Source organism: Allobosea sp. 05T439 (assembly GCF_056396005.1).
Window position 1 is genome coordinate 15,077 of record NZ_JBFTKP010000027.1, and the last position, 20,400, is coordinate 35,476.

Sequence of the window (20,400 nt, forward strand, 5' to 3'; positions counted from 1 at the left end):
CGACACCGGCCTTCCCTCGAAGGGCCGGTGGCATTCCGTGAACAGCAGAGATGTCAGCGTCCGGCGGGCGCGCCCTTGATCCTGGGCAGCGCCTTGCGCAGCAGCGGTGGCAATCCGGACGGGTTTGCAGCGAAGGCTGCGATGAAGTCGTCGCGCATGCGCCGGCTCCAGAACTGGTTGATATGGTCGGCGATCGCGGGCACGGCCTGCTCGTCCGGGTAGGATTGGAAGAACTCGGCGATCTGGCCGCCCATGTGCGCGAGCTTGGCGCCTTTACCTGCCAGCACCGCTTCGGCATGCGAGGAGGGCGTATTGCCTATCGTGCTCATGACGTGTGGGCCTCCCGCTCATGCGCGAGCGTGCCAGTGAAAAGCATGGCAGCATCGCTGCGCGCGATGCTGACCAGGGTGAGGCCGAGGCGCTTGGCCCGCTCGATCGCCAGGGATGTCGGGGCCGAAACCGAAACCAGCGTTCCGGCTCCGAAGATCGCGGCCTTCTCGACCATCTCGAATGAGGCGCGACTGGTGACGAGGACGAAGCCGTCATCGGTGCCATGGCCGGCACGAAGCCGGGCGCCGATCAGCTTGTCCAGCGCATTGTGACGGCCGACATCCTCGCGTGCAGCCAGGATCTTGCCCTCGCCGTCGCACCAGGCCGCGGCATGGACGGCGCGCGTCAGGCGATGCAGGGGCTGGTGGCCTTCCAATGCGGCGAGCGAAGCCCGGATGGCGGCAGGCGTCACCGCGGAGCGGCTGCGGGACAGCCGCTCCGCGACCGGCAGCTCGGCCAGGGTTTCGACGCCGCACAAGCCGCAGGATGTGCGGCCCGAGAGATTGCGACGCCGGGCCAGATGCTCGCGGAAACGGCCGGGCGCCAGATCGACCGAGACCACGATGCCGTCTTCCCGCGGCGTGACCCGGATCTCGCGGATCTCCTCAACCCCGGTGATGATGCCTTCGGTCAGGCTGAAGCCGACGACGAAATCCTCCAGGTCGGCCGGGCTCGCCATCATCACCGCATAGGGCAGGGTGCCATAGACGACGTTCACCGGCGTCTCGACCGGGACCTCGGCGATCGCGAACGGCTGCGGGCCTGAGTCGAACCGCAGCGGTTCGACCTGGACGGCGCAGGAGGCCGGGGACTGGGCGGGCGAACTATTCTGCGGCATCCGGCAACCTGCCCGCGATCAGCCTGAGCGAAACGTCTTCCTCCCGGTTCCGCTCCTGCCATTGCGAATAGTAATTGGTGCGCCGAACCTCGACGGCCGTGACCTTGTATTCCGGGCAGTTCGTCGCCCAGTCCGAATAATCGGTGGTGATGACGTTGGCGCCGGTCGAGGCATGGTGGAAGGTCGTGTAGACCACGCCCGGTTGCATGCGTTCCGAGACCTCGGCCCGCAATGCGATATCGCCCGAGCGGCTGGCAAGCGAGATCAGATCGCCCGTCTGGATGCCGCGGTTCTCCGCGTCGAATGGGTGAATTTCGAGCACATCCTCATCGTGCCAGATCGAATTCTCGGTCCGGCGCGTCTGAGCCCCGACATTGTACTGCGAGAGAATGCGGCCGGTCGTCAGGATCAGTGGGAAGCGCGGGCCGGTGCGCTCCTGCGTCGGCACGTATTCCGTGATCATGAACTTGCCCTTGCCGCGCACGAAGCGGTCGACATGCATCAGTGGCGTGCCGTTCGGGGCTTTCTCGTTGCAGGGCCATTGCACCGAGCCTTGCTTGTCGAGCTTGTCATAGCTCACCCCGGCGAAGCTTGGCGTCAGTCGCGCGATCTCGTCCATGATCTCGCTGGGATGGGCGTAGGCCATGTCATAGCCGAGCGCATTGGCGAGATCGATCGTGACCTGCCATTCCGACTTGCCCGAGAGCGGCGCCATGACCTGGCGGACGCGGTTGATCCGGCGTTCGGCATTGGTGAAGGTGCCGTCCTTCTCCAGGAAGGACGAGCCCGGCAGGAAGACATGGGCGTATTTCGCCGTCTCATTCAGGAAGAGATCCTGGATGACGACGCATTCCATCGCAGCGAGACCCGCCGTGACGTGCTGGGTGTTGGGATCGGACTGCGCAATGTCCTCGCCCTGGACATAGAGCCCCTTGAACGTGCCCCCGACCGCCTCGTCGAGCATGTTGGGAATGCGCAGGCCCGGCTCGGTCTCGAGCGGCACGCCCCACATCATCTCGAAGATCTGGCGGGTCGCATCGTCGGAGACATGGCGATAGCCGGAGAACTCATGCGGGAACGACCCCATGTCGCAGGAGCCCTGGACATTGTTCTGGCCGCGCAGCGGATTGATGCCGACGCCCTCGCGGCCGATATTGCCGGTGGCCATCGCGAGGTTCGCCATCGCCATGACGGTGGTCGAGCCCTGGCTGTGCTCGGTGACGCCGAGCCCGTAATAGATCGCACCATTGCCGCCGGTCGCGAAGAGGCGCGCGGCGGCGCGGACCTCGGTCGCCGGCACGCCGGTGAATTCCTCGCTCGCCTCGGGCGAGTTGCGCTCTTCGGCGATGAAGCGGGCCCAGATCTCGAAATCGGTGAGGTCGCAGCGCTCGCGGACATAATCCTCGTCGATCAGCCCCTCGGTGACCACGACATGGGCAATCGCATTGATCAGCGCGACATTGGTGCCGGGCCTGAGCTGGAGGTGATGCTCGGCCTTGATGTGCGGCGACTTCACGAGGTCGATCCGGCGCGGATCGGCGACGATCAGCTTGGCGCCCTCGCGCAGGCGCTTCTTCATCCGCGAGGCGAAAACCGGGTGACCGTCGGTCGGGTTTGCACCGATGACCATGATGACATCCGCCTTGGCCACCGACTTGAAGTCCTGGGTACCGGCGGAGGTGCCAAATGTCGTCTTCAGACCGTAGCCGGTCGGCGAGTGGCAGACGCGGGCGCAGGTATCGACATTGTTGTTGCGGAACGCGGCGCGCACCAGCTTCTGGACGAGGAAGACCTCTTCATTGGTGCAGCGGGACGAGGTGATCGCACCAACCGATTCCCGCCCGTAGCTGGCCTGAATCCGCTTGAACTCGGACGCCGCGTAGCCGATCGCCTCCTTCCAGGACACCTCGCGCCAGGGATCGGTGATCTTCTCGCGGATCATCGGCTGGGTGATGCGGTCCTTGTGGTTCGCATAGCCCCAGGCGAAGCGGCCCTTGACGCAGGAATGTCCCTCGTTCGCCTTGCCGTCCTTGTAGGGAACCATCCGCACGACGCGGTCGCCCTGCATCTCGGCCTTGAACGAGCAGCCGACGCCGCAATAGGCGCAGGTCGTGACCTTGGAATGCTCCGGCTGGCCCATCGCGATGACGGAGTTTTCCATCAGGGTCGCGGTCGGGCAGGCCTGGACGCAGGCGCCGCAGGAGACGCATTCGGAGCCGAGGAAGTCGGTTGGGCCGGCCGCGACGCGCGACTCGAAGCCGCGTCCGGTGATCGTCAGTGCGAATGTGCCCTGCACCTCTTCGCAGGCGCGGACGCAGCGGTTGCAGACGATGCATTTCGACGGGTCATAGGTGAAATAGGGGTTCGAAGCGTCCTTGCCGAGGAACAGCGCGTTGGCCGCGCCGTCCTGCTTCGCGAAGACGTGGTTCTCACCCTCATAGCCATAGCGCACCTCGCGCAGGCCGACGGCGCCGGCCATGTCCTGCAATTCGCAGTCGCCATTGGCCGAACAGGTCAGGCAGTCCAGCGGATGATCGGAGATGTAGAGCTCCATCACGCCCTTGCGCAGCGTCGAGAGTTGCTCGCTCTGCGTCCTGACCACCATGCCGTCCTCGGCCGGTGTGGTGCAGGAGGCCGGAGTGCCGCGCCGCCCCTCGATCTCGACGAGGCAGAGCCGGCACGAGCCGAAGGGTTCGAGCGTATCGGTGGCGCAGAGCTTCGGGATCTTGGTGCCGAGGCTCATTGCCGCCGCCATGACGGAGGTGCCGGCCGGCACCGTGACGCTCTGCCCGTCGACCGTCAGCGTGACCAGCTTCTCCGCCACGCGGATCGGCGTCCCGAAATCGATCTCCTTGATCAGGCTCATCAGATGCTCCTCATTCGGCGGCCATCGGCAGCGGTGGCCGGTCGAAATCCTCGGAAAAATGGTTCAGCGCGCTCAGCACCGGCATGGGGGTCAGGCCGCCCATCGCGCAGAGCGAGGCGTCGGTCATCAGGCGCGAAAGATCGCGCAGCACGGCGATGTTCTTCGGGCGCTCGTGGCCTGCGATGATGCGGTCCATCACCTCGACGCCGCGCGTCGCGCCAATGCGGCAGGGCGTGCACTTGCCGCAGCTTTCCTTGGCGCAGAACGCGAAGGCGAAGCGCGCCTGCTTGGCCATGTCGACCGTGTCGTCGAACACGACGATGCCGCCATGGCCAAGCATCGCCCGGCTGGCCGCCAGCGCCTCGTAATCCATCGGCGTGTCGAGTTGGCTCGCAGTCAGATAGGCGCCGAGCGGACCGCCAACCTGGACGGCGCGGATCGGCCGGCCGCTCAGTGTGCCGCCACCAAAGCCCTCGATGATCTCCCGCAGCGAGATGCCGAAGGCGAGTTCGATCAGCCCGCCACGTCTGACATTGCCGCCGAGTTGCACCGGCAGCGTGCCGCGCGAGCGACCCATGCCGAAATCAGCATAGGCCTGGGCGCCATGGGCCAGGATCCAGGGCACGGCCGCGAAGGACAGCACGTTGTTGACGATCGTCGGCTTGCCGAACAGGCCTTGCAGCGCAGGCAGGGGCGGCTTGGCCCGGACGATCGCCCGCTTTCCTTCCAGGCTTTCGAGCAGCGACGTCTCCTCGCCGCAGATATAGGCGCCGGCCCCGAGCCGGGCCTCGAGGTGGAAAGCATGTCCGGAACCGAGGACCGAGTCGCCGAGCAGGCCGGCATGCTCCGCCTTCAGAATGGCGCGGCAGAGTGTGCGATAGGCATGCGGATATTCCGAGCGCAGATAGATGTAGCCACGCGTCGCGCCGACGGCGATTGCCGCGATCACCATGCCCTCGATCAGGAGGAAGGGGTCGCCCTCGATGAGCATGCGATCGGCAAATGTGCCGGAATCGCCCTCATCGGCATTGCAGACGATATATTTCTGATCGGCCCTGGCGTCCTGGACGGTCTTCCATTTGATCCCGGTCGGGAACCCGGCGCCGCCCCGGCCGCGCAGGCCCGACGCGCGAACCGTCTCGACGATCTCGGCCGGCTGAAGCGCGAGCGCCGACTGCAATCCGGCCAGGCCGCCATGGGCGCGATATTCCGGCAGGGAGAGCGGATCGGTGACGCCGACACGCTCGAAGGTCAGGCGTTGCTGGCGCTTCATCCAGTCGAGTTCGGCGACCGGGCCAAGCCGCAGCGTATGCGCATCGCCATGCATGAAGCCTGCATCGAACAGGCCGGCTACCCCTGCCGCGGTGACCGGGCCATAGGCGACGCGGCCCTCGCTGGTTTCAACCTCGACCATCGGTTCCAGCCAGAGCAGGCCGCGCGAACCATTGCGGACGAGTTCGATCTCGATGCCGCGCTCCGCGGCTTCTCGCAGGATCGCCTGCGCGACCGCTTCGGCGCCGACCGACAGGGCGGCCGCATCGATCGGCACGAAGACGCGGATGCCGGGGGGCGGGCTGTTGGTGAACTCCTGGCTCATCGCTGCCCCCTCGAGCCGGGCTGCGTCTCGCAAAGCGCAAGCAGGCGCGCTGCGTCGACGCGCCCGATCAGTTCGCCATCCACCAGGGCCGAGGGCCCGAGTGCGCAATTGCCGAGGCAATAGACGGTCTCGACCGCGACGGGGCTGTCGGGAGACGCGTGATCGACCGCGATGCCGCCCGCCTGGGCAAGATGCGCGACGAGGTCTTCGCAGCCGAGCGCCTGGCAGGCCTCGGCCCGGCACAGCTTGACGACGCGGCGCGGCGGCGGCTCGGACCGGAAGTCGTGATAGAAGCTGATCGTGCCATGAACCTCGGCCCGCGACAGATTCAACGCTTCCGAGATCAGCGGAACGGCCTCGGCGTCGATATAGCCGAACTCCTCCTGCAGCGCGTGCAGGATGGGCAGGGTTGCGCCTTCCAAATGAACGAGCCCGCCGACGATTCGACGTGCTTCGTCCCGGTCCCATGCCGGAAACTCAGCCATATTTCCTCCAAGCGGGCCGTTGAACCGGCCGTCATGCTTGTGGTCAGGGTGGCCAAGGCTGGAACGATTTCAAATCGTTTGTTCCAACTACGTGATAGTTTCTAGCTATCAAAAAGCAGCGTTCCCGGGATGCTTGCCGCATCTCCTTGCGTGCCAATCCATAGAACGCGGCCAAACGATTATAGTTCCCTCCGGGAGGAGCTGGATCTGCCGTCTTAGATAGAACTCAGCTATCTCACGATGGGCAGGCGAGGCAGGCCGGCCTCGCTGATCGGGCGCGACATCATCAGCAGGTTTCGCGCCAAGGGCGCGAAGGGCTGGCGGTCCGCCACGATCAGCCCGATGGTGCGCTTGGCGTCCGGCTCCACGAGCGGCAGGGCCTTGGTTCCGAGCGGTACCCCGAAGAACTCGAGCAGCTGCAGCGAGACGATGCTCGAGACGCCCTGGATCCCGGCATGAGAGCACAGGTTGAAGATCGAGTTGGTTTCGATTGCCGGCCGAGGCGAATGTCCGACGGAGCGAAAGATGCCGTCGATGATCCGTCGGTTCTGCATGTCGGAGGTCAGCAGGCAAAGCTTGAGCTCCGCGGCTTCCGCCCAGGTGATGGTGTCCTGCCGCGCGATCTCGCCATCCTCGCGCGTCAGCAGCACATAGGATTCCAGGTAGATCGGCTTCGAGATCACGCGGTCGAGAGGTTCATTGTCGAGATAGGTCAGGCCGACATCGAGCTCGAAATTGTCGATTCGGCTCTGGATCTCGGCCGAGGTCAGCGACAGCACGGTCAGGGAGACCGCCGGGTAGCGCTCCGAGAACGGCGCGGTGATATGGGCGATCATCGGCAGGGCTGTCGGAATGGCGCCGAGCCGGATACGGCCGCTCACGCCCTGCCTGAGCTCGGCGATCGATTCCTTCAGCAGGTCGGCCTCCGCCAGGATGCGGCGGGCATGGGCGAGGACGACCTCGCCCTCCTTGGTCAATCCCTGAAACCGGCGCCCCCGCTCGACGATGAGCACGCCGAGTTCCTCCTCCAGCTGGCCGATGGCGGTGGACAGGGTGGGTTGGGAGACGTGGCAGGCCTCGGCTGCGCGTCGAAAATGCTTCTCGCGGGCAAGGGCGTCCAGGTAGACAAGCTGACGAATGATCATTGCAGCTAGGCTAGCGCGGCGGTCGTTCGGTTCAATCTGAAAATGTGCCGATCTGCCCGCGAAAGCGCTCAGACCTTCCGGAACTCCATGCGGTAGATCACCGCTTCGCCGGTTGCGGGATCGTGGCCGGGCGCTCCGCTGATCACGAGGCTGTCCCCGGCCAGGGTGTAGGGCCGGATCAGGTCGATCTGCCAGGTCGGGTTCCAGGCAGCGTCGACATGGTGGGTGACCTTGTCGTCCTCCAGCGTATAGGCCGCCGCATAGGCAAGCATCGAATCGAACAGACCGATCTTTTCCTCGGGCGATGGCGCAGACCCGACGGGCTTCTCCCTGTTCCGGTCAAGCACGAGCGCCATCATTCGACCGTCGGGCTGATAGGAAATGTAGCCGACCGGATCAGACCCCATGGCGTCGGTCACGACCCCGGTCGCGACAGCCTCGCGCGTCCAGGAGATCATTTTCCAGGTGCCCAGCAGAGCTTCGGCGTCGGCCATGCCAGTCTCCAACGACGCTTTCGCGAGTTGGTAGCCATCTTGCTCGGGGCATTCGATAAAGCAAATGGGGCTTAGGCGTGCTGCGCTGCGACGGGGCGCTCGATGCTTTTTCATTCCGGCGACGGAACAATGTCCACTCGCCGACGTTCCCTGTTCCGGTGTGATGCGCGGGGACGCTATGGGTAAGGCCGAACAATCTGCAATGGGCGATGAGCGTTATCGCATCCTGGTCGAGGCCGTCACGGATTATGCGATCTACATGCTCGACCCGGCAGGCGCGATCGGCAGCTGGAACCGCGGGGCCGAACGCTTCAAGGGCTACACGGCGCTGGAGGTGCTTGGCACCAATTTCTCGCGTTTCTACACCGATGCCGATCGCGCGAGGGGACTGCCCGCGTTCGCGCTGGGCACGGCGGCGCGCGAGGGCCGCTTCGAAAGCGAGGGCTGGCGCGTCCGCAAGGACGGCACGACCTTCTGGGCCAGCGTCGTCATCGATGCGATCTATGGAACGGACGGCGAACTCCTCGGCTTCGCCAAGATCACGCGCGATCTGTCCGAGCGGAGAGAAGCCGAAAATGCCCTGCGTCGAAGCGAGGAGCGCTTCCGGCTCCTGGTGCAGGGCGTCACCGACTACGCCATCTATATGCTCAATCGCGACGGCATCGTCAGCAACTGGAATCAGGGTGCCGAGCGGATCAAGGGCTATGCGCCAGACGAGATCATCGGGCAGCATTTCTCCCGTTTCTATACGGCCGAGGATCGCGAGAGGGGCGAGCCCCAGCGCGCGCTCGACACGGCCATCCGCGAGGGCAAGTTCGAGAAGGAGGGTTGGCGCCTCCGGAAGGACGGAACGCCGTTCTGGGCAAGCGTGGTCATCGATGCGATTAAGGGGGACAATGGCGAGGTCATCGGCTTCGCCAAGGTCACCCGGGACATGACCGAACGGCGACGCCATGAGCAGGCGCTGGAGGAGGCGCGGCAATCGCTGCTTCAAAGCCAGAAGACCGAGGCCATCGGCCAGCTCACCGGCGGCGTTGCGCATGACTTCAATAATCTGCTGGCCGCCATCCTCGGCAGCCTGGAGCTCATCCGCAAACAGGCCTCGAGCGAGAAGGTCGCCGCTCTCGCCGATAACGCGATCGAGGGCGCGCGCCGGGGCATTTCCCTGACACAGCGCATGCTGTCCTTCGCGCGCCGCCAGGAACTTTCTCCCACGACGGTCGACCTGCCGAAGCTGGTCTCGGGCATGTCGGAGTTGCTCCAGCGCTCGCTCGGTCCGCTCGTCAGTATTGAAACGCGGTTTCCGCTGGCGCTGGATGCGGCGCGCGTCGATCCGCATCAGCTCGAACTGGCGCTGCTGAACCTGACCATGAATGCGCGGGACGCCATGCCAGGTGGCGGGACGATCATCATTGCGGCGCGCGCTGAGGATATTGCGGCGGCCGGGCGCTCGAACCTGGCGCCAGGGCGCTATCTCTGCCTGTCGGTGAGCGATGTCGGAGAGGGAATGGACGAGCAGACGTTGGCACGCGCGACCGAGCCGTTCTTCACGACCAAGGGGGTCGGCAAGGGCACCGGGCTCGGGCTCTCCATGGTCCATGGCATGGCCGAACAGTCCGGGGGGGGATTCGTCCTCAAGAGCCGGTCCGGAGAGGGGACGACGGCCGAAATCTGGCTTCCCGTCGCAGAGCGATTGCCGACGCAGGAGGTCTCGCCCGATGCCCGATCGTATCCGGCGGATGACAAGCCCCAGCGCTCATTGCGGGTGCTCGCCGTCGATGACGACGCACTCATCCTGATGAACACGGCGGCCTTGCTCGAGGATCTTGGACACAGCGTGATCGAGGCGGCCTCGGCCAGGGAGGCGCTCGAGGTGCTCGACGGCGGCGCAAAGATCGATCTCGTCATCACCGACCACGCGATGCCCCGGATGACGGGCGCCCAGCTCGCCGAAATCATCAGGGCGAAATGGCCGGACCTGCCGATCATCCTGGCAACCGGCTATGCGGAGCTGCCAACCGAGCAGGGACAGAAACTGCCCCGGCTCTCAAAGCCGTTCTGGCAGGTCGATCTCCAGCGTGCCGTCGACGCGGCAACAAGCTGAATTCGGCACGCAGATCCGACTGCGCCGCGGCCCAATACTAGCCGGCGAGTGCTGCCGTCGTGGTTGCCACATCCTGGCAATCGGAGTTCGTGGCGGCAACTTCCAGCGCGGCGATGAAAAGCGCGCCCTTGTCCGTCACATGCGTGATCAGCACCTCGACTGATCGCCCGTCATTGCAGACCAGTCTCAGGCGGTCGGCAAAGACCAACGGATCCCAGGCATCCAGATCGCCGATCAGCTCACCGGACAGGAGGCCGTCCGGCTGGGTCACCATGCGGTATTCCAGCGGAAGCTGTGCTCCGCTCTTGAGTACGATTTTTCCTGCAACTGGCATCGCTGCTCCTGTTCCGGGACGGGCGAAACTTCGGCGCGGTCCCTGAGATAATTTTCTCAAGAGTACCGCGCCTCGCCCGTCGATACGATAAAAAACCAATTGGTGCAGTGGCTTATAGCGAGGCGTGCGCACCGCCTGCTCATTTCGAGCCGATGGCGCAATGGGAACAAATGAGTAAGTGGCGCATTCTGATGAGAGTGATGCTTTTGCGTCGATTGAGTGATCCGGGCAGCGCAGGGTCGGACAATGAGCGAGACAACGATCAAGGGAACAAGCCTCAGCCGCGGCGAKCGACTTCAGGTCATGCTCGACGAGGACGAGCTGCGGGTGATCGATGACTTCCGGTTCAATAATCGCATGCCGACGCGTGCCGCGGCCGTGCGGGAGCTGCTCAGGCGAGGGCTGGAGGCCGTCGGTTACACGCTCGTGCCGGGCGCAAAATCCAGCTCCTACGGCGTGATGAATGGCGGGGACGGCGAAGGCGAGGCCCAGGCCGGATCAGAATGAGGGCGCCTCTTCGTGCCTGCGCACGGACGGCATCGTGAGGCGCAGAATCTTTTCGGACCGATGGAACCTGACGGGGGGCATCGCAGTTGAGTGTCGCCAGTCGATTGTCGGTGTCGAAATCCTTCGTCTCCCCGGCGGACTGCCGGCGTGTCTATCTCCCCGTTTTTCCTTCCACTCTGCTCAGTCTGGCGGCCCCGCGATGATCCTCTCAGTGTCAGTTCATGCCGAATGCCGCTAGGAACGCTTGCACGCTCGAGACATCACGCAGCGCAATGAGCAGGGACCTGACTGTGACCACAGACGTGGAGCGCGACCGCCGCCTGATCCAGAGCGTGCTCGCGATATCCGACGATTGCATCAAGGTTCTCGACCTCGACGGCAAGCTGACCTTCATGAGCGAAGGCGGCATACGGGTCATGGAGGTCGCCGATTTTGGGCCGATCGAGGGGTGCGCCTGGACCGATTTCTGGGAGGGCACGGATCGGGCAGAGGCGATCGCCGCTGTTGCAGCGGCCAGGGCCGGCGGCACCGGCCAATTCGAGGGCTTCGCCAGGACGATGGCGGGCACGCCCAAATGGTGGGATGTCCGCGTCACGCCTGTCCCGGGTCCCGACGGCAAGCCGGAGCGGCTGCTGGCGATTTCCCGCGACATTACGGCGCAAAAATCGGTCGAAGAGGCGCTGGTCGCGACCGAAGAGCGCTATCGCACCCTGTTCGACAGCATAGATGAGGGGTTCTGCATCATCGAGTTCTTCGATGGGCCGCATGGCGCGCTGAGCGACTACATTCATATCGAGGCCAACCCCGCCTACGCGATTCATGCCGGCATTCCCGATGTCGTCGGAAAGAAGCTCCGCGACATGGTGCAGGACGAGGCCGATGGCTGGGTCGAGCTCTATGGCGGCGTGCTGCGCACCGGCCAGCCGATCCGCTTCGAACGTGAGCTCGTCGCCACCGGCCGCTATCTCGAGCTCTCGGCCTTTCGCATCGAGCCGGCCAGCGCGAAGCAGGTCGCGGTGCTCTTCCAGGACATCACGGGCCGCAAAAAGGCCGAGGCCGCTTTGCAGGAGAGCGAAAGCCGCTTCCGGACTCTGTCGCAATCCATGCCGAACCATGTCTGGACCGCGACGCCGGACGGAATGCTCGATTGGTTCAACGAACAGGTCTATTCCTATTCTGGAACCGAGGCAGGCGCGCTCGACGACGAGCGCTGGACAGCGATCGTTCATCCCGACGATCTCGCGAGTGCCGCCGCAGCCTGGGAAAATGCCCGGCGTGACGGGATTCGCTACGAGACCGAATTCAGGCTGAGGCGCCATGACGGGGCCTTCCGCTGGCACATCGCCCGTGCCGTCCCGATCCTCGATGAGAACGGCGCGGTGGCACGCTGGATCGGCACCAATACCGATATAGACGATCAGAAGACGGCTGAGGCGGCGCTCTCGGACCTCGCCACGACCTTGGAAGATCGCGTTGAGCTCCGCACGGCCGAGCTCGCCAGGGCGCAGGATGCCCTGCGCCACAGCCAGAAGATGGAGGCGATCGGCAACCTGACCGGCGGCGTTGCGCATGATTTCAACAACCTGCTGCAGGTCATCAGCGGGAACCTGCAGCTGCTCTCGCGCGATATCACCGGCAATGAGAGGGCCGAGAAGCGGGCCGCGAACGCCATGGCAGGCGTGGCGCGCGGCTCAAAGCTCGCCGCTCAACTGCTGGCCTTCGGCCGCCGGCAGGCGCTGGAGCCCAAGGTCGTCAGCGTAGGCCGGCTGATCCGCGGCATGGACGATCTGCTTCGCCGCACATTGGGCGAAGCCGTCGAAGTGGAAACGATGATCGCCGGCGGGCTCTGGAACACATTGGTCGATCCGACCAATGTGGAGAATGCGCTCCTCAATCTCGCGATCAATTCGCGTGATGCGATGGACGGCCAGGGCCGCCTCACCATCGAGGCCGGCAACGCCTTTCTCGACGACGCCTATGCACGCGCGCATTCCGATGTCTCGGCGGGCCAGTATGTCATGGTGGCGGTGACCGATACGGGCTCGGGCATGAGCCCTGAGGTCATGGAGCGGGTCTTCGAGCCGTTCTTCTCGACCAAACCCGAAGGCAAGGGCACAGGCCTCGGCCTCTCCATGGTCTACGGCTTCGTCAAACAGTCCGGCGGCCATGTGAAGATCTACAGCGAGGCCGGCCACGGCACGACGATCCGGCTCTATCTGCCACGCTCGACCCAGGTCGAGGATATGCCGGTCGAGAGCGAAACCGGCCCGGTCAGCGGCGGCAGCGAGACCATCCTGGTCGTCGAGGACGACGAGGCCGTTCGCGACACGGTGATCGCACTGCTGGGCGAACTCGGTTACCGCGTCCTGAAGGCACATGACGCGCAAAGCGCGCTTGCGGTCATCGAGAGCGGCATACCCATCGACCTGCTCTTCACCGATGTCGTGATGCCGGGAGTATTGAAGAGCCCGGAACTGGCGCGCAAGGCCAAGGAGAGGCTGCCGGAACTCGGCGTGCTCTTCACCTCGGGCTACACGGAAAACTCCATCGTGCATGGCGGGCGGCTCGATGAAGGCGTCAACCTGCTGTCGAAGCCCTACACGCGCGAGGCTCTGGCCAGGAAGATCAGGCAGGTCCTGTCGCATGGCGGCAGGAAACCGTCTGGCGACACGCCGGAGCCGGCAGTCAGCCCGGCACCGCTCGCTGCATCCGAGCCCGCGCGGAAACTCACGGTCCTCGTTTGCGAGGATGACGCCATCATTCGCATGGATACCGCCGATCTGGTCCGCGAGCTCGGCTATGTCGCGATCGAGGCCGATAGCGGGCGCGAGGCAATCGATATCGCGTCGCGGGAGGAGATCGACATCCTGCTGACCGATGTCGGCCTGCCCGACATTTCGGGCATCGAGCTCTCCCGGAGCTTGCGTGAACTCAAGCCGGCGATCGCCATTGTCTTCGCGACGGGGCGGGACCAGGTCGAGGGTCTTGATGCAGAGCCGCGCACCGAGTTGCTCAAGAAGCCCTATGGTCTGGACCTGCTCGGGCGGGTGTTGGGACGCGTCACAGGCTAGGCATTATCCTATGGTATGGGGCCGGAATGGCCGCTATGCCCATGGCTTTGGAGAAATGTCTGAGCCGCATATCCGGGCGTGGACGGCCAATCGTGACCGGTCTTTTGACATAGACGCGTCGTCACGATTGTGTTTCCGCTCATTTTTTCCGGGCGGGGTTTGATGCGTCAAGATTTCTCTGAAGATATCGCCGCGATCTCGTCCATTGCCGCGGTACCGAGCATTCTGGAAGTGGTGTGCCGGACGACGGGCATGGGCTTTGCCGCCGTCGCGCGGGTGACCGAGGACCGCTGGGTCGCCTGTGGCGTTCGCGACGAAATCGCGTTCGGCCTGCAGCCCGGCGGCGAGCTAAAGATCGAGACCACGATCTGCAATGAAATCCGCGACCATCGCGAGATGGTCGTCATCGACCATGTCGACGCGGACCCCGTCTATTGCCGGCATCATACGCCTGCGACCTATGGCCTGCAGAGCTATATCTCGATGCCGATCATCCTGCCTGATGGAATATTCTTCGGCACGCTCTGCGCGATCGACCCGCGGCCGCATGTCGTCAGCACGCCCGCCATTACCGGCATGTTCAAGCTCTTCGCTGAGCTGATCGCCTTCCACCTCGACGCCCACCAGAAACTCGCTGACAGCGCGGCCAGACTGGTCGGCGAATTGCAGAACACCGAGATCCGCGAGCAGTTCATCGCCGTGCTCGGCCATGACCTGCGCAATCCGCTTGCCTCCATCCATTCCGGCCTTCGCATGGTGCTGAAGAGCGATGACATGGCGAAGGTGCGCACGCTGGCGACGATGATGCAGAGCAGCGTTGGCCGGATGTCGCGCCTGATCGACGACGTTCTCGATTTCGCACGCGGGCGACTGGGCGGCGGGTTCATTCTCGAGCGCGGTGCCGAGACGAACCTGAAGCCTGCGCTAGAGCAGGTGATCGGCGAACTCCAGACCGCATATCCCGATCGCGAGATCGCGGCGGCGCTGCGGTTCGACGGCGTCATCGACTGCGACCCGGCGCGCATCGCCCAGATGGCGTCGAACCTCATCGCCAACGCATTGAGGCACGGCGCCGAGGACGGCCCCGTGATCGTGGACGCTCATCGGTCTCCCGACTATTTCGAGCTGTCGGTCTCGAATTCCGGAGAGCCAATCCCGCCTGAGATCATGGCCGAGCTCTTCAAACCCTTCGTGCGCGCCTCCGCCAGATCCCACCAGCAGGGCCTCGGTCTTGGCCTCTATATCTGCGCGCAGATCGCCAAGGCGCATGCAGGCACGCTGGATGTCATCTCGACATCCGAGGGCACGCGGTTCAGATTCAGGATGCCGCTCACCCTCTGAGCGACCCGGGTTTCGATCGGCGCCTATCGCCTCCGGGATGCCCGCCGGTGATGCGCGACAGAAATTGCCCCTTGCCCCGAAAAAGGAGTTCGCGCCCGCGATGGAGCGGCCGGCATGATCCGCCCCTCACTGGGGTGTGGACACATCGACGCCGGGCCATATTCGGATTGAGGCCGGTTTGCCGAAAGCGCACCATGGCGTGATCAGTCAAATGGTTTGAACGGGGCTACGGAATGGAAATCTCCTTCAGGGGCAAGAAGGTCGTCGTCGCAGGCGGCAGCCGCGGCATCGGGCGATCCATCGCGCTCTCTTTCGCGGCGGCAGGCGCCGATGTGGCGATCTGCGCTCGCAATCCCGAGGGGCTCAGCGCCGTCGAAGCCGAGTTGAAGCGGCATGGCGGGGCGGTTTTCAGCATGGCATGCGATCTCGGCGAGGGCTCTGCGGCCGCGAGCTTTGTGGCTGACGCTGCTCGCGCGCTCGGCGGCATCGACATCCTGATCAACAACGCGTCGGGCTTCGGCTCGAAGGATGACGAGAGCGGCTGGCTTGCCAGCATCAATGTCGACCTGATGGCGACCGTGCGCGCCACCCAGACGGCGATACCGTTCCTGGAGGAAGCGGGCGGCGGCGCCATCATCAACATCTCGTCGATTTCCGGCCTGACGGCGGTGCCGCGTTCGCTGCCCTACGCTGCCATCAAGGCGGCCGTGGTCAACTACACCATGGGGCAGGGGCGGGCGCTCGCACCGAAGCGCATCCGGGTCAACGCCATCGCGCCGGGCTCGATCGCGTTTCCGGGCGGCTCGTGGGAAAATCGCAAGACGACCGATCCGCAGCTCTACGAGCGCACGCTCGGCAGCATTCCCTGGGGGCGCTTCGGGGCGCCGGGAGAGGTCGCCAATGTCGCCCTGTTCCTGGCGAGCGACATGGCAAGCTGGGTGACCGGGCAAACGATCGTCGTCGATGGCGGGCAGTTGCTGACCTGACACAGCGGTGAAGACCTGGGCCTGACGAAGCTGCATGAGGCGCAGCCGGCAACCCGCATTGCCGCCGGATCATGTCTGCTTTCGGAAACAGAACAGGCTCGGCTCGGTGTCGTCACTCTTCCGGTCGCGAGGTCGGGATGAGACCAGGCCAGTAGAGCGCGTCGCTGGTCGGTCGCGCACCGAAAATGGCCTGGCCGACCCGAACGACGTCGGCGCCTTCCTCGATGGCGCACTCGAAGTCACCCGACATACCCATCGACAACTGCACAAGGCCGGGATCGATGCTGACGGCGCGGTCCCGCAGGGTCCGCAGCAGCCGGAAACAGGCGCGCACGCGCTCGGAATCCGCACTGAAGATTGCCAGCGTCATGAGGCCGCGCGGCTTCAGGCGAGGGTACTCGGACAGACATTCGACGAACGACACAAGATCGTCGGGATGCAGGCCGTACTTGCTGGCCTCGCCGGACGTGTTCACCTGAACGAAGACGTCGAGGTCGCGCCCCTCGGCCTCCAGCCGGCGGTTGAGCTCATCGGCCAGCCGGACGCTGTCGAGGGCATGGAACTCCGTGGCGAAGCGGGCGAGATACTTGACCTTGTTCGTCTGGAGGTGACCGATGATGCTCCAGCGGATCGGCAGGTCGCCAAGCACCGACCGCTTGTCCCGGGCCTCCTGAAGCTTGTTCTCCCCAAAGCTGGAGATGCCTGCAGCAAAGGCGAGCCGCAGGATATGGGCGGGAACCGTCTTGGTGACCGGCAGCAGATGCACATCGACTGGATTTCGCCCGCAGCCCTGGCACGCTGACGCGATGCGCTCCTGAACGGCTTTCAGGTTCATCGCAAATGCTTCGGCAGGGTCATGACCGAAGCGGGCGATATCCTCGGCCGAAAGGGCGCCCGTCGATGGTGCATTCATGTCGAAGCAAGCTCCAGATGAGACCGCCGGGCAAGTCTTGCGAAGACCTTGCCGAGGGCGGCAACCCGACGATCCCGCCTTGATGCAGGTCCGTTATACCCAGATGAAGTGTAGTCCTGGCACATGCGACTGTTGATCTGCGGCGGATCGCTTCGTCGGTATTTATCTTGAAAATGGCCTGCTGCACCCATCCACTTGCAGAGGATAAGGCCGGCCATTTGCGGTGAGCCGGACTGCCCCGGTCTACGCGCTCTTCACAGTCCGGAATGCGCTCGAGAGCTGCTTGACTGCGACCTCAAGCTCGGCCGGAGTGTAGGCCGCGAAGCCCATCAGAAAGCCAGCCTCGCCATTGCCAGAAGCATGAAGGGCCGACAGACCCAGAAGCTCGACGCCAACGCGCTGCGCGGCGTCGATGGCCGCACGCTCTGAAAGGTCGCCGGTCAGCGCGCACGGCATCTGGAGTCCACCGATCGGAACCCGAGGCTCGACGAAAGCCGAAAGCTCCGTCCGCACGAGGCTTGCCAGGATTTCGAGCCGCTCGGCGTAGACATTACGCATGGCGCGAACATGCGCTCCGAAATGTCCTCCCTCCATAAAACGGGCGAGTGTCAATTGCGCGATCGAGGCGGTGTGGCCGTCCAGGAGCGTGCGCGCAATCGTCATTGGCTTGACCAGCTGCGGGGGCAGCACGACATAGCCGACCCGCAAGCCTGGAAAGAGCGATTTCGTGAATGTGCCGATATAGACGGTCCGGTCATGCTGATCGAGACCCTGAACGCAGGCCATTGGTTTGCCGGCGTAGTGAAACTCGCTGTCGTAGTCGTCCTCGATGATCCAGGCCTGATGCTTCGCTGCCCATTCGATCAGGGAGAGACGCCGGTCGAGCGCAAGTGTCGCGCCCGTCGGAAACTGATGGGACGGCGTCAGGAAGACGGCCTTGGCCTTGCGCGGATCGTCACGCAGTTGCTCGACCAGAATTCCCTGATCGTCGACGCGGATAGGCGCAGATTCCAGACCGGCTGCATCGAAGGCCTTGCGTGCCCCGTAATAGGCTGGATCCTCGATAAAGATGCGGTCTCCAGGATCCAGCAGCATATTGGCGCAGAGCGCCACTGCCTGTTGTGAGCTTGTCAGGACCAGCACGCGGTCGGGATGAGCGCGGGCGCCTCTCTCCAGGTTGACATAGTCTGCAATAGCGCGTCGAAGCGGCTCCGCGCCCTGGGGATCTCCGTGAAGAAGCGCCCGCGTGCCGGTCTCCTTCAGCACCTGCCGCTCCAGGCGTTGCCAGAGCGCGAGCGGAAAGCTGCGCGTCTCGGGTACGCCCGGGGCAAACGGCCGGGGAGATAGCTGCTCGCGAACGCCGCCACCGCGGAAGATGGCCGCTCCGCGTTCGCTGAGGTTCGAAGCCGGGCTACGCCGCAGTGCGCCGCGATGAGAGAGCCTGAGGCCAGGAGTGAACTCGGTCATCTCAGCCACGAAACTGCCGCTGCCCACCCGCCGGTCGATGAAGCCCTCGGCATGGAGCTGGGCATAGGCGGCCTCGATCGTGTCGCGGGAGAGACCGAGCGATTTGGCGAGCGCCCGCGAGGCCGGCAGCGGCTTGCCGGGACCCAGCGCACCATCGAGGATCATCTGCCGCAAAGCCCGTTGAATACGCGCGTGAAGCGGCAGTTCCGCATGGGCGGGATGGGCAAGCCATGCCTTCACCGATTCCAACTGAGAATGCTTGAACAATTGGTCTGACTTGCTCGAAGAAAGTGGAGGGGATGAACAGACCATTGATCCGCTAGGAGTCAAGCCGCCTCGCTGGCCCGGGCCAGGCGGGTTTTCAGGATAACGACCACGATCATGCCGCCTGTCTCGTCACCACCATCGCTCACTCCAAGTGATCTCGCGCCTCCGATCGTCGCGGGACTGATCTCTGTCATCGTCAACTATGGGGGAACCTTCATTCTGGTCTTTCAGGCCGCAAAGGTTGCGGGGCTCAGCCCGGAGCTGACGGCATCCTGGGTCTGGTCTGTTTCCATCGGCGTGGGGCTGACGGGGATCTATCTGAGCTGGCACTTTCGCGAGCCGATCATCACGGCCTGGTCGACGCCGGCGGCGGCGTTCCTCGTCACGGCACTCGCCACGACCCMTTATGCCGAGGCGGTCGGTGCTTACCTGATCTCGGCGGCCGCATTCGTCGCCCTCGGGCTGTCGGGCTATTTCGAGAAGGTCGTCAGGCTGATCCCGCCGGGCATCGCATCAGGCTTGCTCGCCGGTATCCTGCTGCAGTTCGGCATCGGCGCGTTTGGCGGTGCGAGCGTCGATCCTCTGCTGGTTGGGCTTCTGATCATCGCCTATCTCGTGCTGAAGCGCTTCATCCCTCGCTATGCTATCGTTGGCATTCTGGTGCTCGGCCTCGCCTTCTTGACTGTGCAGGGACGTGTCGATCTCGCGGGGCTTCAGTTCAAGCTTGCGGCTCCGGTGTTCACTGCGCCGGACATTTCGCTCAATGCGCTCTTGAGCGTCGCGTTGCCGCTGTTCCTGATCACGTTGACCGGGCAGTACATGCCGGGGATGCTCGTCCTGCGCAATGACGGCTTCAGGACCAGCGCCAATCCGATCGTGACCGTGACAGGTCTCGGTTCGCTGATCATGGCGCCGTTCGGTTCCCACGCCTTCAACATCGCAGCGATCACCGCGGCGATCTGCACGGGCAAGGAAGCGCATGAGGATCCGTCCAAACGGTGGATCGCAGGAATCGCCGCAGGCGTTTTCTATGTGCTTGTCGGCGTCTTCGGCGTGGCTCTGGCGGCGGTCTTCATGGCATTCCCAGCGACCTTCATCACGACGCTCGCAGGGCTGGCGCTAATGGGCACGATTGGCGGCAGTCTCGCCAGCGCTATGGCCGACCAGAGGTCGCGTGAGGCGGCGTTGATCACGTTCCTTGCCTCATCGGCCAAGATCAGCCTGCTCGGCATCGGCGGGGCGTTCTGGGGGCTGGTGATCGGGCTCGTCGCCTATGTGATCCTGCATGGMCGTTTGCCGCGCCGTGAGTCTGTCGAGGGCGCTCGTCCGTCGGCAGTCGGCAGAGGCGGGGCAGAGTGAGGGCATGCGGACTTCGCCTTCGTCAATGTCGGCCGACCCGAAACGTGATCCTTCTCGTGCAATCCCACGCCTCAGCTTTCGAGCAGAAACCGAACCATCTCACGCGAATTATCGGGCCGCCGCGTCAGCTGCCCAGACGATCGCCACACCACCAAGCATGTCCACTACCATGGACAATCCKGTGTTCGGCAATCGTCTGACTTTTGCCGCTTCCGAACAGGCACCGCGTGACGGGCTTGCCGTTTACGACCGCATCGGTCGGCTTCTGACGAGCGATGCCTTACGCCAATATGCGC

At 64.4% G+C, this 20,400-nt stretch carries 16 protein-coding genes; 6 read left to right on the forward strand and 10 right to left on the reverse strand.

What is annotated here, in order from left to right; genetic code table 11:
- Positions 1 to 53: 53 nt before the first annotated feature.
- The 7 genes from AC1DIO_RS24840 to AC1DIO_RS24870 all read right to left on the reverse strand — a co-directional run bounded on the left by AC1DIO_RS24840 (position 54) and on the right by AC1DIO_RS24870 (position 7,755).
- A complete protein-coding gene (locus AC1DIO_RS24840; protein WP_476776584.1) occupies positions 54 to 329 on the reverse strand; it encodes a formate dehydrogenase subunit delta in 276 nt (91 codons plus the stop codon).
- Positions 326 to 1,168 (reverse strand): formate dehydrogenase accessory sulfurtransferase FdhD, encoded by an 843-nt coding sequence (fdhD, locus tag AC1DIO_RS24845; protein WP_441507730.1) that lies wholly within the window; start codon positions 1,166 to 1,168, stop codon positions 326 to 328. The genes AC1DIO_RS24840 and fdhD overlap by 4 nt, the downstream gene beginning before the upstream one ends.
- Entirely contained in the window at positions 1,155 to 4,034 is a 2,880-nt protein-coding gene (gene fdhF / locus AC1DIO_RS24850) for a formate dehydrogenase subunit alpha (protein ID WP_476776585.1), read from the reverse strand. The genes fdhD and fdhF overlap by 14 nt, the downstream gene beginning before the upstream one ends.
- Positions 4,035 to 4,044: 10 nt before the next feature.
- Positions 4,045 to 5,631, reverse strand: coding sequence for a formate dehydrogenase beta subunit (locus tag AC1DIO_RS24855; protein WP_476776586.1), 1,587 nt, complete (start codon positions 5,629 to 5,631; stop codon positions 4,045 to 4,047).
- Positions 5,628 to 6,116, reverse strand: coding sequence for an NAD(P)H-dependent oxidoreductase subunit E (locus AC1DIO_RS24860; protein WP_441491040.1), 489 nt, complete (start codon positions 6,114 to 6,116; stop codon positions 5,628 to 5,630). The genes AC1DIO_RS24855 and AC1DIO_RS24860 overlap by 4 nt, the downstream gene beginning before the upstream one ends.
- A gap of 230 nt (positions 6,117 to 6,346) precedes the next feature.
- Entirely contained in the window at positions 6,347 to 7,261 is a 915-nt protein-coding gene (locus tag AC1DIO_RS24865; RefSeq protein ID WP_441491039.1) for a LysR family transcriptional regulator, read from the reverse strand.
- Between the two features lie 68 nt (positions 7,262 to 7,329).
- The gene (locus AC1DIO_RS24870; RefSeq protein ID WP_476776587.1) at positions 7,330 to 7,755 is read right to left on the reverse strand and encodes a lipocalin-like domain-containing protein; all 426 of its coding nucleotides are present in this window, start codon (positions 7,753 to 7,755) and stop codon (positions 7,330 to 7,332) included.
- Positions 7,756 to 7,957: 202 nt separating this feature from the next.
- Here AC1DIO_RS24870 and AC1DIO_RS24875 point away from each other — a divergent pair, with 202 nt between their 5' ends.
- Complete coding sequence (locus tag AC1DIO_RS24875; protein WP_476776588.1) at positions 7,958 to 9,859, forward strand: hybrid sensor histidine kinase/response regulator; 1,902 nt, start codon at positions 7,958 to 7,960, stop codon at positions 9,857 to 9,859.
- Between the two features lie 37 nt (positions 9,860 to 9,896).
- Here AC1DIO_RS24875 and AC1DIO_RS24880 read toward each other — a convergent pair whose 3' ends face one another.
- On the reverse strand, positions 9,897 to 10,325 hold the full coding sequence (locus tag AC1DIO_RS24880) for a hypothetical protein (protein WP_476769882.1): 429 nt from the start codon (positions 10,323 to 10,325) through the stop codon (positions 9,897 to 9,899).
- A 114-nt stretch (positions 10,326 to 10,439) separates the two neighbouring features.
- Here AC1DIO_RS24880 and AC1DIO_RS24885 point away from each other — a divergent pair, with 114 nt between their 5' ends.
- From AC1DIO_RS24885 to AC1DIO_RS24900, 4 genes are all read left to right on the forward strand, one after another.
- On the forward strand, positions 10,440 to 10,700 hold the full coding sequence (locus tag AC1DIO_RS24885) for a hypothetical protein (protein WP_476854253.1): 261 nt from the start codon (positions 10,440 to 10,442) through the stop codon (positions 10,698 to 10,700).
- Positions 10,701 to 10,990: 290 nt separating this feature from the next.
- Positions 10,991 to 13,771 (forward strand): hybrid sensor histidine kinase/response regulator, encoded by a 2,781-nt coding sequence (locus AC1DIO_RS24890; protein ID WP_476771019.1) that lies wholly within the window; start codon positions 10,991 to 10,993, stop codon positions 13,769 to 13,771.
- 162 nt (positions 13,772 to 13,933) lie between these two features.
- Complete coding sequence (locus tag AC1DIO_RS24895; protein ID WP_476776589.1) at positions 13,934 to 15,112, forward strand: GAF domain-containing sensor histidine kinase; 1,179 nt, start codon at positions 13,934 to 13,936, stop codon at positions 15,110 to 15,112.
- 233 nt (positions 15,113 to 15,345) lie between these two features.
- On the forward strand, positions 15,346 to 16,098 hold the full coding sequence (locus AC1DIO_RS24900; protein ID WP_441491032.1) for an SDR family NAD(P)-dependent oxidoreductase: 753 nt from the start codon (positions 15,346 to 15,348) through the stop codon (positions 16,096 to 16,098).
- A gap of 112 nt (positions 16,099 to 16,210) precedes the next feature.
- On the opposite strand, the gene AC1DIO_RS24905 is transcribed toward AC1DIO_RS24900, so the two are convergent.
- Together AC1DIO_RS24905 and pdxR are read right to left on the reverse strand one after the other, a co-directional pair.
- The gene (locus AC1DIO_RS24905; protein WP_476770784.1) at positions 16,211 to 17,011 is read right to left on the reverse strand and encodes a YggS family pyridoxal phosphate-dependent enzyme; all 801 of its coding nucleotides are present in this window, start codon (positions 17,009 to 17,011) and stop codon (positions 16,211 to 16,213) included.
- Positions 17,012 to 17,254: 243 nt separating this feature from the next.
- On the reverse strand, positions 17,255 to 18,745 hold the full coding sequence (gene pdxR, locus AC1DIO_RS24910) for a MocR-like pyridoxine biosynthesis transcription factor PdxR (RefSeq protein WP_441491030.1): 1,491 nt from the start codon (positions 18,743 to 18,745) through the stop codon (positions 17,255 to 17,257).
- 114 nt (positions 18,746 to 18,859) lie between these two features.
- Between pdxR and AC1DIO_RS24915 the strand changes: the two genes are divergently transcribed.
- Positions 18,860 to 20,104 carry a benzoate/H(+) symporter BenE family transporter gene (locus tag AC1DIO_RS24915; RefSeq protein ID WP_476854254.1) on the forward strand — a complete coding sequence of 415 codons (1,245 nt, stop codon included), beginning with the start codon at positions 18,860 to 18,862 and terminating at the stop codon, positions 20,102 to 20,104.
- Positions 20,105 to 20,400 lie beyond the last annotated feature (296 nt).

Coding starts and splice junctions, on each gene's coding strand:
- AC1DIO_RS24840 (WP_476776584.1), bottom strand. CDS start 329: ATGAGCACGATAGGCAATACGCCCTCCTCGCATGCCGAAGCGGTGCTG.
- fdhD (WP_441507730.1), bottom strand. CDS start 1,168: ATGCCGCAGAATAGTTCGCCCGCCCAGTCCCCGGCCTCCTGCGCCGTC.
- fdhF (WP_476776585.1), bottom strand. CDS start 4,034: ATGAGCCTGATCAAGGAGATCGATTTCGGGACGCCGATCCGCGTGGCG.
- AC1DIO_RS24855 (WP_476776586.1), bottom strand. CDS start 5,631: ATGAGCCAGGAGTTCACCAACAGCCCGCCCCCCGGCATCCGCGTCTTC.
- AC1DIO_RS24860 (WP_441491040.1), bottom strand. CDS start 6,116: ATGGCTGAGTTTCCGGCATGGGACCGGGACGAAGCACGTCGAATCGTC.
- AC1DIO_RS24865 (WP_441491039.1), bottom strand. CDS start 7,261: ATGATCATTCGTCAGCTTGTCTACCTGGACGCCCTTGCCCGCGAGAAG.
- AC1DIO_RS24870 (WP_476776587.1), bottom strand. CDS start 7,755: ATGGCCGACGCCGAAGCTCTGCTGGGCACCTGGAAAATGATCTCCTGG.
- AC1DIO_RS24875 (WP_476776588.1), top strand. CDS start 7,958: ATGGGCGATGAGCGTTATCGCATCCTGGTCGAGGCCGTCACGGATTAT.
- AC1DIO_RS24895 (WP_476776589.1), top strand. CDS start 13,934: ATGCGTCAAGATTTCTCTGAAGATATCGCCGCGATCTCGTCCATTGCC.
- AC1DIO_RS24900 (WP_441491032.1), top strand. CDS start 15,346: ATGGAAATCTCCTTCAGGGGCAAGAAGGTCGTCGTCGCAGGCGGCAGC.
- AC1DIO_RS24905 (WP_476770784.1), bottom strand. CDS start 17,011: ATGAATGCACCATCGACGGGCGCCCTTTCGGCCGAGGATATCGCCCGC.